The following is a 13,850-nucleotide window of genomic DNA, read 5'->3' as shown; positions in this document are numbered from 1 at the left end:
GCCGGCGATTGAGGCGCGGGTCCGGGCAGAGCCCGGTGCCCGGCGGAGCCGGGTTCCTTGGGCGCCGCCCCAGACCCCGCGCCTCAAACGCCGGCGAGGCTGAAAAAGCCCACCCCCCGCTACGACAGCGGGGGGTGGGCTTCGGAGCCGGGGGTCCGGCAAAACCAGCCTCGCCGGCGATTGAGGCGCGGGTCCGGGCAGAGCCCGGTGCCCGGCGGAGCCGGGGTCCCTCGGGCGGAGCCGGGGTCCCTCGGGCGGAGCCGGGGTCCCTCGGGCGGAGCCCCCGGGAGGCGGCGGAGCCGGGGTCCCTCGGGCGGAGCCCCCGGGAGGCGGCGGAGCCGGGGTCCCTCGGGCAGAGCCCCAGGGAACCGGCCCGGGGCTAGGTGGTGCGGCGGCGGCGGGCGCCCGGGCGGCGTTCGCTCGGGCGGGAGACCGACTCGCCGGCCTCCTTGGCGGCCTCGCGGCGCGCCGCGCCGTACTCCGCCAGGGCTTCGGCCAGCTTGCTCACGCTCGGCTCGGGGGACAGGACGTCCACGCGGAGGCCGTGCTCCTCCGCCGTCTTCGCCGTGGCCGGCCCGATACAGGCGATCACCGTCACGTTGTGCGGCTTGCCCGCGATGCCGACCAGGTTGCGAACCGTCGAGCTCGACGTGAAGAGCACCGCGTCGAAGCCGCCGCCCTTGATCGCCTCGCGCGTGTCCGCCGGCGGCGGCGAGGCCCGCACGGTCCGGTAGGCCGTGACGTCGTCGACCTCCCAGCCCAGCTCTATCAGGCCCGCCACCAGCGTCTCCGTCGCGATGTCCGCCCGTGGGAGGAAGACGCGGTCGATCGGGTCGAAGACCGGGTCGTACGGCGGCCAGTCCTCCAGCAGCCCGGCCGCGGACTGTTCACCGCTCGGGACGAGATCCGGCTTCACGCCGAACTCCACCAGCGCGGCGGCGGTCTGCTCGCCCACCGCGGCGACCTTGATGCCCGCGAAGGCCCGGGCGTCGAGCCCGTACTCCTCGAACTTCTCGCGGACCGCCTTGACCGCGTTCACCGAGGTGAAGGCGATCCACTCGTACCGGCCCGTCACCAGGCCCTTGACCGCGCGCTCCATCTGCTGCGGCGTGCGCGGCGGCTCCACGGCGATGGTCGGCACCTCGTGCGGGACCGCGCCGTACGAACGCAGCTGGTCGGAGAGCGAGGCGGCCTGCTCCTTGGTGCGCGGCACGAGCACCCGCCACCCGAACAGCGGCTTCGACTCGAACCAGGCCAGCTCCTCGCGCCGCCCGGCCGTGGCCCCCTGATCGCCGACCACGGCTATCACGGGGCGGGCGCCCTCGGGCGAGGGCAGGACCTTGCCCTGCTTGAAGACCTGGGCGATCGTGCCGAGCGTGGCGTTCCACGTCCGCTGCCGCGTCGTCGTACCGGCCACGGTCACGGTCAGCGGCGTGTCGGCGGCGCGCCCGGCGGCGACCAGCTCCGCGCACGCACCCGGCACGGTCTCCAGCGTCGCGGAGACGACCACGACGCCCGTGCTCGTACCGACCTCGCTCCAGCACCGCGCCGAGGCCGTCCGGGCGTCGACGAACCGCACGTCCGCGCCCTGCTCGCCGCGCAGCGGCACACCCGCGTACGCGGGCACGCCGACGGCGGTCGCGACACCGGGCACCACCTCGAAGGGGATGCCCTCGTTCGCGCAGACGAGCATCTCGGAGGCGGCGTTCCCGTCGAGCCCGGGGTCGCCGGTGACGGCACGCACGACCCGCCTGCCGGACCGCGCGGCCTCCATGACAAGATTGCTCGCATCCCGGATCACCGGAACACCGGCGGCCGCTGACGCCTCGTCAGCGATCGTCAGCTGCGGCGTGTCCACTCCCGCACGCGTGTGCGTGCGTACGACCTCGAGCACCTCGGGCTCCGCGATCAGTACGTCCGCGGCGGCGAGCGCCTCGACGGCCCGCAGCGTCAGCAGACCCGGGTCACCGGGGCCGGCACCGAGGAAGGTGACGTGCCCGTGCCCGGTGGCGGCGACCGGAAGAGCGGAGGTGGTGGTCGGACGTGAGGGGTTCAAAGCGATCGCTCCCCCATCAGACCGGCCGCGCCCTTGGCCAGCATCTCGTCCGCGAGTTCGCGGCCGAGCGCCATGGCCTCGTCGTACGACTGGGGCACGGGACCGGTGGTGGACAGCTGCACGAGCGTCGCGCCGTCGAGGGTTCCGACGACGCCGCGCAGGCGCATTTCATTGACAATCTGGCCGTCGGCCAGAAGATCGGCCAGCGCGCCCACGGGCGCACTGCAGCCTGCCTCCAGGGCGGCGAGCAGGGACCGCTCGGCGGTCACGGCGGCCCGGGTGTGCGGGTCGTCGAGCTGCCCGAGCGCCGCGACGAGGTCTTCGTCGGAGGCGAGGCACTCGACGGCCAGGGCGCCCTGACCGGGAGCGGGCAGCACGTTGTCGACCGACAGGTGGTCGGTGACCTCGTCGCTGCGGCCGATCCGGTTCAGTCCGGCGGCGGCGAGCACGACGGCGTCGAGTTCGCCGTCGCGCACGTAGCCGATCCGGGTGTCGACGTTCCCCCGGATGGCGACGGTCTCGATGCGCTTGCCGAGGGCGCGCGCGTAGTGGTGCAGCTGCGCCGTGCGGCGCGGCGAACCGGTGCCGATGCGGGCGCCGTCGGGCAGCTGCTCGAAGGTCAGGCCGTCGCGGGCGACGAGCGCGTCGCGCGGGTCCTCGCGCAGCGGCATGGCCGCGATCACGAGCTCCTCGGGCTGCGCGGTCGGCAGGTCCTTCAGCGAGTGCACCGCGAAGTCGACCTCGCCGCGCAGCAGCGCCTCGCGCAGGGCGGTGACGAACACGCCGGTGCCGCCGATCTGCGCGAGGTTCTCGCGGGAGACGTCGCCGTAGGTGGTGATCTCCACGAGCTCGACGGGCCGGCCGGTGACGGCGCGGACCGCGTCGGCGACGTGCCCGGACTGGGACATCGCCAGCTTGCTGCGCCGCGTGCCGAGCCGGAGGGGCTGGTCGGAACGTGAATTCATGAGGCCCGTCCTGGGTCGTGGTCATGGTCGGCCCGGCTGACGGAGGCCACCGTCTGCGGGTCGAGGTCGAAGAGTTCGCGCAGCGCTTCGGCGTAGCCGGCGCCGCCGGGCTCGCTGGCGAGCTGCTTGACGCGCACGGTGGGCGCGTGGAGCAGCTTGTCCACCACGCGCCGTACGGTCTGGGTGACCTCGGCGCGCTGCCGCTGGTCGAGTTCGGGCAGGCGGCCGTCGAGGCGGGCGACCTCCATGGCGACGACCTCGGCGGCCATCGCGCGCAGGGCGACGACGGTCGGCGTGATGTGGGCGGCGCGCTGGGCGGCGCCGAAGGCGGCCACCTCGTCGGCGACTATGCCGCGTACGGCGTCCACGTCGGCGGCCATCGGCGCGTCGGCGGAGGCTTCCGCGAGCGACTCGATGTCGACGAGGCGCACGCCGGGGATCCGGTGGGCGGCGGCGTCGATGTCGCGCGGCATGGCCAGGTCCAGCAGGGCCAGGCGTACGGGCGCACCGTCGGTGCGGCCGCGGGCGCCGGCGGCGGTGTCCTTGCGGGGCTGGCGGTGGGCGGCGGCCTCGCCCTGGTCGGCCCAGGTGCCGTGCAGTTCCAGGGAGGTGGCGTCGACCCCGGTGAGCGCGGCGCGGCCGGCGGCGGCGGTGGCCGCGGTGGCCGGGGCGTCGGCGGGGCAGCCGTCACCGGCGGCGACGGTGGCGCTGATGGTGCGGGCGCCGCCGAGGTCGGCGAGGCGCCCGCCGGCGGCGGCCACCGCGGCGAGCCGTGCGACGACCTCGGGGTCGAGCCCGTCGAGCGCGGGCCCGGCGGCGGAGTCGACTGCTGCGGCCGCGGCGGCCGATTCCTCGGCGACCGCGCCGTCGACGGCCGCGGCGATCTCGTCGCCGGTCAGCACCAGTCCGGTGGCGCCCGTACAGGAGACGACGACGTCGACTCGTGTCAGCTCGTCGGCGACACCGGCCATGGGCACGGCCCGGGCGGCCACCCCTGTGCCTGAGGCAACCAGAATTTCGACCAAACGGTCCGCGCGCTCCGCGGTCCGGTTCGCCACGACGACCTCGGCGACGCCGACGCGCGCCAGGGTGGCGGCGGCCAGCGAGGACATGGAGCCGGCGCCGATCACCAGCGCCCGCTTGCCCGCGGCCCAGGACTCCACCGGCTCGCGCCCGGCGGTCAGCTGCTCCAGGCCGAAGGTGACGAGCGACTGCCCGGCCCGGTCGATGCCGGTCTCGGAGTGCGCCCGCTTGCCGACGCGCAGCGCCTGCTGGAACAGGTCGTTGAGCAGCCGGCCGGCGGTGTGGAGCTCCTGGCCCAGGGCCAGGGTGTCCTTGATCTGGCCGAGGATCTGGCCCTCGCCGACGACCATCGAGTCCAGGCCGCAGGCCACCGAGAAGAGGTGGTGGACGGCGCGGTCCTCGTAGTGCACGTACAGATAGGGAGTGAGCTCCTCCAGAGCCACTCCGCTGTGCTGGGCCAGCAGCGTGGAGAGTTCGGCGACACCGGCGTGGAACTTGTCCACGTCCGCGTACAGCTCGATGCGGTTGCACGTGGCGAGCACCGCCGCCTCCGTCGCCGGCTCGGCGGCGAGGGTGTCGTGCAGCAGCTTGACCTTGGCGTCCGCGGACAGGGAGGCGCGCTCCAGCACGCTGACCGGCGCGCTGCGGTGGCTCAGGCCTACGACGAGCAGGCTCATGCCGGCATCACCGCCGGGACGTCGCCCTCGGGGCCGTTCTTACGGGGGCCGGAGGCCGGGGGCAGCACGGCGGCGGCCGGAGCCGCACCGGCGCCCGCGCCCGCACCGGAGCCGGAGGAGGAGCCCTCGCCGGGACCGGCGGGCGCCGCGGTGTCCTCGCCGGCCTTGCGCTGCTCGTGGAAGGCGAGGATCTGCAGCTCGATCGACAGGTCGACCTTGCGCACGTCGACGCCGTCCGGGACGGACAGCACGGTCGGCGCGAAGTTGAGGATGGAGGTGACGCCCGCGGCGATCAGCCGCTCGCTGACCTGCTGGGCGGCGCCGGCCGGGGTGGCGATGACGCCGATGGAGACGCCGTTCTCCTCGATGATCTTCTCGAGGTCGTCGGTGTGCTGGACGGGCATCCCGGCGACGGGCTTGCCGGCCATGGCCGGGTCGGCGTCGATGAGGGCCGCGACGCGGAAGCCGCGGGAGGCGAAGCCGCCGTAGTTGGCGAGGGCCGCGCCGAGGTTGCCGATGCCGACGATGACGACGGGCCAGTCCTGGGTCAGGCCGAGCTCGCGGGAGATCTGATAGACGAGGTACTCGACGTCGTAGCCGACACCGCGGGTGCCGTAGGAGCCCAGGTAGGAGAAGTCCTTGCGGAGCTTGGCGGAGTTCACTCCGGCGGCCGCCGCGAGCTCTTCGGAGGACACCGTGGGGACCGAGCGCTCGGAGAGCGCGGTCAGGGCGCGCAAGTACAGCGGAAGCCTGGCGACGGTGGCCTCGGGGATACCTCGGCTGCGGGTCGCCGGTCGGTGAGTTCGGCCAGTTGCCACGATGCTCCTGCGGGATGAGCGGGGCTGTGGGCGGCCACTTGTCCCTGGACCGCCCCGTCGACAGCAGGCTATGTCTTTGTGAACGCGTGCACAAAGATTGTGTCCGCTTTGTCCGTGCAAAGTGATGGGGGTCACGCACCCCGGGCGCGCGGGGCGGGAACGCACAACACGCCGAACCCGTTCAAATCCCGTGGGGCGCAAAACGGTACACACTCCTCATCAATACGCCCCCGAGACCCCACAAAACGCCCACGATGCTAGCCGGTCGGCGCTCAGCCCCCCAACGCCCGCCGCAGCCGCTCCGGGTTCACCCTCCAGAAGGTGTGCTGCTCGCCGTCGATCAGTACCACCGGGATCTGCTCCCAATGGCGCCGGTGGAGCTCCTCGTCCTCGGTGATGTCCTTCTTCTCCCACTGCGCCCCGACCTCGGCACAGACCTTCTCCACCACCGCCTCCGCGTCCTCGCACAGGTGGCACCCCGGCTTGCCGACCAGCGTCACCATCCGCTCGCCGGGCAGCTTCTTTTCCTTACGACGCAGCAAAGGGCTCATGCACCCATTCTCGCGCGCCGCCCCGTAACACCCCGGCACCGAAGAGTTCACGCCCCCGGCATCCCTTCGGTTCGGGAACTCCCGAACACAATGGCTATGCTCGCGTCATGGCCGCTCTGGGATGGCTCACCCCCCGTAGGCGCTCCGCGACCGCGCGGAGCGTGCTGGCAGGCGAGGCCTCGGCCGAGGCCGCCCGCAAGACCGCGCAGTGCCTCGAAGCGGAGGCCGCACCCCTGCCTGCGCCGACCGAGCCATCCAGGCCGTCCGCCCCCGCGGAACCCGCCGAGCCGACCGCACCCGCCACCCCCGCCGAGCCGGAGTTCCCGGTCGCCGGCGACGACCTCGCGGCCGCCTTCTTCGACCTCGACAACACCGTCATGCAGGGCGCGGCGATCTTCCACTTCGGCCGCGGCCTGTACAAGCGGGAGTTCTTCCGCCGCCGCGAGCTCGCCCGCTTCGCCTGGCAGCAGGCCTGGTTCCGGCTCGCCGGCGTCGAGGACCCCGAGCACATGCAGGACGCCCGCGACAGCGCCCTGTCCATCGTCAAGGGCCACAAGGTCAGCGAGCTGATGGCCATCGGCGAGGAGATCTACGACGAGTACATGGCCGAGCGGATCTGGCCGGGCACCCGCGCCCTGGCCCAGGCCCACCTCGACGCCGGCCAGAAGGTCTGGCTCGTCACGGCCGCGCCCGTCGAGACGGCCACGATCATCGCCCGCCGGCTCGGCCTGACCGGGGCGCTGGGAACGGTCGCCGAGTCCGTCGACGGCGTCTACACCGGCCGCCTCGTCGGCGAGCCGCTGCACGGCCCCGCGAAGGCGGAGGCGGTGCGCGCGCTGGCCGCGGCCGAGAACCTCGACCTGGAGCGCTGCGCGGCGTACTCCGATTCGCACAACGACATTCCGATGCTGTCACTGGTCGGGCATCCGTACGCGATCAATCCCGACACAAAACTGCGCAAGCATGCCCGGGCGCACGACTGGCGGCTGCGCGACTATCGGACCGGGCGCAAGGCCGTGAAGGTGGGCGTTCCGGCGGCCGCCGGAGTCGGCGCGATCGCGGGCGGCGCGGCCGCCGCCATCGCCCTGCACCGCCGCCGCAAGTAGCCCCGGCCGTACCGCAGTCGGGCCGCCGCCTGCATCGGAGCAGGCCGGGGCCCTTCCGGCGCGCTGCGCACCACTGTCGGCCCGCCGCCCGGCGGACATTCCCCCAGCCTTACCCGCAGGTGCGGGAGGGCACGCACGCCTGCCCGACTCGGTCGCGAGCCACCGTGGAAGCGCCCATTCCGCGTACCCAACCGATCAGTAAGCGATCACCAATTGCGACCGAATATGCCTTCGACACGCAACAGAAGTGTCGGAATCGGTGATTTGAGCAACTGGGTGTAGTGCTGCCTGTACGAAGCGTTATTCTCCTCAAACGCATGCCGCCGCCCATCTGTCGCCACGACGGGTGAACGGTCTCGCACTGCACGTGATGGAAGCTCTGCCTCTGGGAGTCCCGTGTACCCACCTGTCGGGGTTGACGCCTCGGGCCTGGCTACGCTGCGCGCAACGGTCCTCGACCACCTGCGCGGCTTCGTCCCCACCGCGTACGCCGTCCCCGCCTTCGCCGCTGCCGGCCTCGGCCCGGCCGGTCCTTGCTATGCCCTGACCGACGGCGGAGCGACGGTGGGCAGACGCGCCCGCGCGGGCGGCGCGGCCGCCACCGGCACGAGCGCACCGGCCGCGCGCCGCCCCACCGCGGACAGCGACCAGGCCCGCATGATGGACCTGGTCGAGCGGGCCCAGGCCGGCGAGGCCGAGGCCTTCGGCCGGCTCTACGACCAGTACAGCGACACGGTCTACCGGTACATCTACTACCGCGTCGGCGGCAAGGCGACCGCGGAGGACCTCACCAGCGAGACCTTCCTGCGCGCGCTGCGCCGCATCTCCACCTTCACCTGGCAGGGCCGCGACTTCGGCGCCTGGCTCGTGACGATCGCCCGCAACCTGGTCGCCGACCACTTCAAGTCCAGCCGCTTCCGCCTGGAGGTGACCACGGGCGAGATGCTGGACGCCAACGAGGTGGAACGGTCCCCCGAGGACTCGGTCCTGGAATCGCTCTCCAACGCGGCCCTGCTGGAAGCCGTACGCAAGCTCAACCCCCAGCAGCAGGAGTGCGTGACCCTGCGCTTCCTGCAGGGGCTGTCGGTCGCCGAGACGGCCCGGGTGATGGGGAAGAACGAGGGCGCCATCAAGACCCTCCAGTACCGCGCGGTCCGCACGCTGGCCCGCCTGCTGCCGGAAGACGCCCGCTGACGCTCCCGACCTCCCGACCTCACCGCCTCCCGACTCCGCCGGCCCCCGCGCCCCCGCCCCGCCCTCCTCCCGCCTCCCCGGTGCTCCTCTCCCCCCACCCCTCCCGACCGCTCACCATCCACACAACCGGTGACCCCTCGATGACGCTGTGGTCCGATCATCCTTCGTCCGTAACCCAACTGCCGCGCCGCTCGTTGTGCGGAATGCAGGCTCCCTGTGGACACGCCCTGCCCGAAGCCGCTCACTCGAAAGGGTGGATGTGCTCAAGGAAGGCAACCTTCCGGACACCTTGGGGAGTCGATCGTCATGACGAGAGGAGGTGCCGCCAGTGATCGCGAACGTGACTCCGCACCGGCGGGCGAACGCCTTCGCCCAGGCCCTGGAGGATCGGAACCCATCCGACCTTTCCGAACCGGACCCGGCGGCCGAGCAGTCCGAGGCACCTGCCGAACCTGCCGACCACGAACGGTTGTTGGACCTGGCGAGCGTGCTCGGCGAGCTGCCGCGCCCGGTGCTGGACCCCGAGGTCAAAGTGGTGCAACGAGCCCAGCTCGTGGCCGCCATGGAGGCCATGGTGATGGAGGAGAGGGCCGGAGGCGGTGCCGCCTCGGACCCTCAGCTGCCCGAGCAGCGGGCCGGCCGCGGCGCCCACCGGGCGGCCCCGCTCCGGAAATTGCGGCCCCGCACCCGCTGGTCCAAGGGCATCGCAGCAGGCGGCCTCACCGTGGGTGTGGCCGCGGGGGCCTTCAGCGGAGTGGCCGCTGCCAGCACGGACGCCCTGCCCGGTGACACCCTCTACCCCGTCAAGCGGGGCATGGAGGACCTCAAGCTCGGCATGGCCGACGAGGACGCCGACCGGGGCGAGCTCTACCTCGACCAGGCGTCCAACCGCCTGTTCGAGGCGCGCCGGCTGATGGAGCGCGGCCGCACCGGCCACCTGGACCACGAATCGCTGACCGCGATCCGCCGGGCCCTGGACGGCATGCGGCACGACGCCTCCGAAGGCCACCGGCTGCTGCAGGCGGCCTACGAGAGGGACGGCTCGCTCGGCCCGATCCAGACGCTGTCCACGTTCTCCCGCTCGCACCGCGACGCGTGGGGACAGCTCCGGCAGAAGCTCCCCGCCCAGCTCACCGACGTGGGCGGACAGGTCGAGTCGGTGTTCCAGGCCATAGACGATGACGTGGCGCCCCTGCAGGCCCTGCTCCCCAAGGCCCCGGAGCAGAGCCGCGGATCGGGCACGCCGGCCAAGCCGAGCGCGCCCGCCGGGACGCAGCAGTCCGCACCGGGCCAGGGCGCACCCGCACCCGCGGGCAGCCAGGCCCCGGCCGCCCCGCCCGCGTCCGGCGACCGGCCCTCGCAGGCCCCGGGCGGCCTCCTCGGCGGCACCGGCGACCTCCTGCACCCGTCCGCGGGCCAGGGCAGCCCGGCGCCGTCGGCCTCCCCGGCCCTGCCGCAGCCGGAGATCACCCTGCCGCCCCTGCTCCCGGGCCTCCTCCCGGGCCTGGGCCTCAAGGCCGAGAACACCGAGTAAGGGCACGGCGTACGACGAGGTGCTCGGTCCCCGCGGGGGCCGAGCACCTCGTCACGTCCGATCGGAACGCACTCAGCAGAAGAGCGCTCAGAAGAAGACGGATCTGCGCTGCACCAGCAGCTTGTAGAGCGTGTGCTGGATCTGCTCGCGGACCTCGTCCGTCAGGTTGAACATCAGCATCGGATCCTCCGCGGCCTCCGGCGGATACCCGTCCGTCGCGATCGGCTCCCCGAACTGGATCGTCCACTTCGTCGGCAGCGGTACGGCCCCCAGCGGCCCCAGCCACGGGAACGTCGGCGTCAGCGGGAAGTACGGGACGCCCAGCAGCCGCGCGAGCGTCTTCGCGTTGCCGACCATCGGGTAGATCTCCTCCGCGCCGACGATCGAGCACGGCACGATCGGCGTGCCCGCCCGCAGCGCCGTCGACACGAACCCGCCGCGCCCGAACCGCTGGAGCTTGTACCGGTCTCCGAACGGCTTCCCTATCCCCTTGAAGCCCTCCGGCATGACCCCGACCAGCTCGCCCGCCTCCAGCAGCCGCTGCGCGTCCTCCGAACAGGCCAGGGTGTGCCCGGCCTTGCGCGCCAGCTCGTTCACCACCGGCAGCATGAACACCAGGTCCGCCGCCAGCAGCCGCAGGTGCCGCTGCGCAGGGTGGTGGTCGTGCACCGCCACCTGCATCATCAGCCCGTCCAGCGGCAGCGTCCCGGAGTGGTTCGCCACGATCAGCGCGCCGCCCTCGGCCGGGATGTTCTCGATTCCCTTGACCTCGACCCGGAAGTACTTGTCGAACAGCGGGCGCAACAAGGACATCAGGACCTGGTCGGTGAGCTCCTTGTCGTACCCGAACTCGTCGACCTCGTAGTCGCCGGTGATACGGCGCCGCAGGAAGGCCAGCCCGCCCGCGATCCGCCGGTCCCAGGCCGGCCTGTCACCGCCGGCGGCCCGGCCGGGCGCGCCGCCGGATGCGCCGTCCGCGGCCGCCTCCGGGTCCGCCCCGGAGGCCGGCTCGAGGACGTCCGGGGCCGGCGCGGGCGCGGGCACGGCCCGCACCCTGCGCGTCCCCGCGCCCCGCCGGCGCGGCCGGTCCTCGTCGAACGGAATGACCTTGGCGTCCGCCACTATCGCTGCGCTCCCTCTTCGGCTCCGGCAACCCCGACGTTCGGCCCGTCCACGTTCAAGACGGCCGCGACCCGGTCCACGGCGCGCGCCGCCCGCTCCGGCGGCAGCAGCCCGCCGCCCCGGCCGCGCGCGAAATCGGCGAACGTCTCCGCAGTGGTGTACACGGGCTTGAATCCCAGCACTTCCCGCATCTGTGTGGTCTCCACGACCCGCCCGTGCGTGAGAAGTCTGATCTGCTCCGGTGAGAACTCGGTGACCCCCACGGCCCGCAGCGCCGCCCCCACCCAGGTCACCGCGGGCAGGACCAGCGGCACCGTCGGCCGGCCCAGGCGGCGCGCGCACTGCGAGAGCAGCAGCACACCGTCCCCGGCGATGTTGAAGGTACCGCTGTTGAGGGTGCCGCGGCGCGGCTCCTGCGCGGCCAGCCGCAGCACGTCGAGCACGTCCTCCTCGTGGACGAACTGCAGCCGCGGGTCGAAGCCGATCACCGTGGGCAGGACGGGCATCGAGAAGTACTCGGCGAGCGCGGAGTCCGCGTACGGGCCCAGGATGTTGGCGAAGCGCAGCACGCACACGGCCACGTCGGGCCGCCGGCGCGCGAAGCCCCGTACGTACGACTCGACCTCGGCGGCGTCCTTGGCGAAGCCGCCCGGCGGCAGGGACTTCGGCTGGGTGGTCTCCGAGAAGACGGCCGGATCCCGCGGGGCGCCCCCGTACACGCTGGTGCTGGACTTCACCACCAGCCGCTGGACCGTGGGCGACTTCTGGCAGGCGCCGAGGAGCTGCATCGTCCCGATGACGTTGGTCTCCTTGACGGCGCTGCCCATGCCGCCCGTGCCGGAGCTGCCGCCTGTGACGGCGAGATGGACGACGGTGTCCACGGCGTGCTCGGCGAGCACGCGGGCGATGGAGACCTGTCTGATGTCCGTACGGACGAACTCGGCGGAGCCGAGGGGGCGCGCGGGCTCGACCGCGTCCACCGCAATCACCCGTTCGACGTCCGGGTCCCGCTGCACCCGCCGCACGAAGCGGCCCCCCAGCTGCCGGGCTGCCCCGGTCACGAGCACGACCTTCCCCACGAGCTCAGCGCCTTCCTCGTCGTCCCCCGCCTGGTCCGGCTACACCGCAGCCCCTCCACCAGGATGGTGGAGGGGCTGCGGAGAACACGTACAGCTGCCGTTTACTTCTTGTTACGACGCTGGACGCGGGTGCGCTTGAGCAGCTTGCGGTGCTTCTTCTTAGCCATCCGCTTGCGCCGCTTCTTGATAACAGAGCCCACGACTACCCTCGCTCACTTCTCGGAACATCCCCGCGCCAGCGGGGATCGGTGCGGGGCGTCTGGGCCCACACGACCTACGTCGGCCTAGCCTACCCGCCCGAGCTCCGAGCTTGTAATCCGAGTGGATCGAACGTGACCCAAAGGTGTCGCGGGCTTCAGGCTCAGGCCGACTCCACCCCCACATACGACTCTCGGAGGTACTCGTGTACCGCGTTCTCGGGGACCCGGAAGGACCGGCCCACCCGGATTGCGGGCAGATGACCGTTGTGCACCAGGCGGTACACGGTCATCTTCGACACTCGCATCACCGAGGCGACCTCCGCCACGGTCAGGAACTGAACCTCACTGAGAGGCCTCTCGCCAGCAGCCATGACACACCTTGACCTTCCGTGCATGACGGGCACCGGCTTCCCCTCCGGTTACTCCTCGTCGTCGCACGCTCACTCCCCAGAGTAGGGGCGTGTGATACGAGTGGGGAAGAGGAGCTACGGCCACTCCTGCGCGCCCGGCAGGCTCGCCCTGTCGAGTAGATACCGCGTGAGCGGTCGGTAGTAGTCCGCGGACACCGCATCATCAAGCGGAACGGCGACCGCGATTCTCCCTTCGGCCTCTCCGACGAACAGCGCCGGGTCGTCCGTATCCGCGAGGCCGATCGCCTCCACACCAAGCTGACCTGCGCCGCAGACCCACCCGTGGTCCCCCACCACCAATTCCGGCAACGGGCCTCCGGCGTCCGCGAGGGCCCCGAGCGCGATCCGAACCGGCAGCGGTGAATGGGTGTGCGCGCCGGTGGCACTCCCGCGGGGCCGCGCGCCGGGTTCCCGCACCAGCGCGACCCCCCGTACGTAATCGAGGCAGTGCGTGCGTACCCCGAACCGGGTCGCCATGTCGACTCTTGCCCCCTGCGCAGGGGTGAGGACAACACAGCCGGCCGCCGACAGCGCCCGGGCCAAACTGGCGTAGAACTGCAGGAGACGGTGCGGGTGACCCGTGCCGAACAACACGGGCGAGCGCGCCCCGGCCGCCGCGCGCAGCCGCTGCGCGAACGCCTCGAGGGCGGCCACCGTCCGCTCCGGATCGATCACGTCCGGGCCGCTGACCTGCGCCGGATCCGCCGAGACCCCGCACTTGGCCGCCATCAGCCCCAACAGGGCACCCTCGTCCCAGTCCCCGTCCGGATCCAGCCCCAGCAGCACCCGCGGGTCGCGCGCCGCGAACAGCCGGTAGCTGCGCAGGCTCTCCTCCCGGGTCGTCGCGATCGGCCCGGCGAGGCGGGCGGCCAGCAGATGCGCACGCAGCGCGCCGGTGCTCAACACGCCCCCGATGCTGCCGCACCGCTCCTGCCGGATCACCGATTACGGGGAACGGCCCCACCGTTGGCGTAACGATGCTGCACCGCGCCCGCAAGGCTGCGCCGGGTCGGCGTACCGGCGTACCGGCGTACCGGCGTACCGGCGTACCGGCGTACCGGCGTACCGGCGTACCGGCGTACCGGCGTACCGGCGTACCGGCGTACCGGCGTACC

Annotated in this window: 13 protein-coding genes; 3 read left to right on the top strand and 10 right to left on the bottom strand. The window is 72.7% G+C overall.

Going from position 1 to position 13,850, the window contains the following annotated elements; translation table 11 throughout:
• Nucleotides 1-379 precede the first annotated feature (379 nt).
• The 5 genes from ABZ924_RS34755 to ABZ924_RS34735 form a co-directional block, all read right to left on the bottom strand.
• Nucleotides 380-2,056, bottom strand: coding sequence for a bifunctional uroporphyrinogen-III C-methyltransferase/uroporphyrinogen-III synthase (locus ABZ924_RS34755; protein ID WP_361919065.1), 1,677 nt, complete (start codon nt 2,054-2,056; stop codon nt 380-382).
• Nucleotides 2,053-3,021 carry a hydroxymethylbilane synthase gene (gene hemC, locus ABZ924_RS34750; protein ID WP_361919063.1) on the bottom strand — a complete coding sequence of 323 codons (969 nt, stop codon included), beginning with the start codon at nt 3,019-3,021 and terminating at the stop codon, nt 2,053-2,055. Before hemC ends, ABZ924_RS34755 begins: the two co-directional genes overlap by 4 nt.
• Complete coding sequence (locus ABZ924_RS34745; protein WP_361919061.1) at nt 3,018-4,721, bottom strand: glutamyl-tRNA reductase; 1,704 nt, start codon at nt 4,719-4,721, stop codon at nt 3,018-3,020. The genes hemC and ABZ924_RS34745 overlap by 4 nt, the downstream gene beginning before the upstream one ends.
• Nucleotides 4,718-5,539 carry a redox-sensing transcriptional repressor Rex gene (locus ABZ924_RS34740; RefSeq protein WP_361919059.1) on the bottom strand — a complete coding sequence of 274 codons (822 nt, stop codon included), beginning with the start codon at nt 5,537-5,539 and terminating at the stop codon, nt 4,718-4,720. The genes ABZ924_RS34745 and ABZ924_RS34740 overlap by 4 nt, the downstream gene beginning before the upstream one ends.
• A gap of 272 nt (nt 5,540-5,811) precedes the next feature.
• A complete protein-coding gene (locus tag ABZ924_RS34735) occupies nt 5,812-6,090 on the bottom strand; it encodes a glutaredoxin family protein (protein ID WP_361919057.1) in 279 nt (92 codons plus the stop codon).
• 107 nt (nt 6,091-6,197) lie between these two features.
• On the opposite strand from ABZ924_RS34735, the gene ABZ924_RS34730 reads away from it, so the two are divergent.
• The 3 genes from ABZ924_RS34730 to ABZ924_RS34720 all read left to right on the top strand — a co-directional run bounded on the left by ABZ924_RS34730 (nt 6,198) and on the right by ABZ924_RS34720 (nt 9,924).
• Nucleotides 6,198-7,196, top strand: a complete 999-nt coding sequence (locus tag ABZ924_RS34730) for an HAD-IB family hydrolase (RefSeq protein ID WP_361919055.1) — start codon at nt 6,198-6,200, stop codon at nt 7,194-7,196.
• 396 nt (nt 7,197-7,592) lie between these two features.
• Nucleotides 7,593-8,390: an ECF subfamily RNA polymerase sigma factor, BldN family gene (locus ABZ924_RS34725; RefSeq protein WP_361919053.1), complete on the top strand. Its 798-nt coding sequence runs from the start codon at nt 7,593-7,595 to the stop codon at nt 8,388-8,390.
• Nucleotides 8,391-8,718: 328 nt separating this feature from the next.
• Complete coding sequence (locus tag ABZ924_RS34720; protein WP_361919051.1) at nt 8,719-9,924, top strand: DUF5667 domain-containing protein; 1,206 nt, start codon at nt 8,719-8,721, stop codon at nt 9,922-9,924.
• An 87-nt stretch (nt 9,925-10,011) separates the two neighbouring features.
• On the opposite strand, the gene ABZ924_RS34715 is transcribed toward ABZ924_RS34720, so the two are convergent.
• From ABZ924_RS34715 to ABZ924_RS34695, 5 genes are all read right to left on the bottom strand, one after another.
• A complete protein-coding gene (locus ABZ924_RS34715) occupies nt 10,012-11,046 on the bottom strand; it encodes a lysophospholipid acyltransferase family protein (protein WP_361919049.1) in 1,035 nt (344 codons plus the stop codon).
• Nucleotides 11,046-12,125, bottom strand: a complete 1,080-nt coding sequence (locus tag ABZ924_RS34710; RefSeq protein WP_361919047.1) for an NAD-dependent epimerase/dehydratase family protein — start codon at nt 12,123-12,125, stop codon at nt 11,046-11,048. Before ABZ924_RS34710 ends, ABZ924_RS34715 begins: the two co-directional genes overlap by 1 nt.
• A 101-nt stretch (nt 12,126-12,226) precedes the next feature.
• Nucleotides 12,227-12,325, bottom strand: coding sequence for an AURKAIP1/COX24 domain-containing protein (locus tag ABZ924_RS34705; RefSeq protein WP_003948845.1), 99 nt, complete (start codon nt 12,323-12,325; stop codon nt 12,227-12,229).
• 161 nt (nt 12,326-12,486) lie between these two features.
• Nucleotides 12,487-12,696 (bottom strand): helix-turn-helix domain-containing protein, encoded by a 210-nt coding sequence (locus ABZ924_RS34700; RefSeq protein WP_008738568.1) that lies wholly within the window; start codon nt 12,694-12,696, stop codon nt 12,487-12,489.
• Nucleotides 12,697-12,810: 114 nt separating this feature from the next.
• Nucleotides 12,811-13,641 carry a phosphatase gene (locus ABZ924_RS34695; protein ID WP_361919045.1) on the bottom strand — a complete coding sequence of 277 codons (831 nt, stop codon included), beginning with the start codon at nt 13,639-13,641 and terminating at the stop codon, nt 12,811-12,813.
• Between the last annotated feature and the right edge of the window lie 209 nt (nt 13,642-13,850).

Source organism: Streptomyces sp. NPDC046876 (assembly GCF_040645035.1).
GTDB lineage: Bacteria > Actinomycetota > Actinomycetes > Streptomycetales > Streptomycetaceae > Streptomyces.
Note: the sequence above shows the minus strand (reverse complement) of the source record. Positions and strands in the feature narration are given on the sequence as shown.

Bases quoted from the DNA above. Each gene is read 5' to 3' on its own strand.
- hemC (WP_361919063.1), bottom strand. From the start codon at position 3,021: ATGAATTCACGTTCCGACCAGCCCCTCCGGCTCGGCACGCGGCGCAGC.
- ABZ924_RS34745 (WP_361919061.1), bottom strand. From the start codon at position 4,721: ATGAGCCTGCTCGTCGTAGGCCTGAGCCACCGCAGCGCGCCGGTCAGC.
- ABZ924_RS34735 (WP_361919057.1), bottom strand. From the start codon at position 6,090: ATGAGCCCTTTGCTGCGTCGTAAGGAAAAGAAGCTGCCCGGCGAGCGG.
- ABZ924_RS34730 (WP_361919055.1), top strand. From the start codon at position 6,198: ATGGCCGCTCTGGGATGGCTCACCCCCCGTAGGCGCTCCGCGACCGCG.
- ABZ924_RS34700 (WP_008738568.1), bottom strand. From the start codon at position 12,696: ATGGCTGCTGGCGAGAGGCCTCTCAGTGAGGTTCAGTTCCTGACCGTG.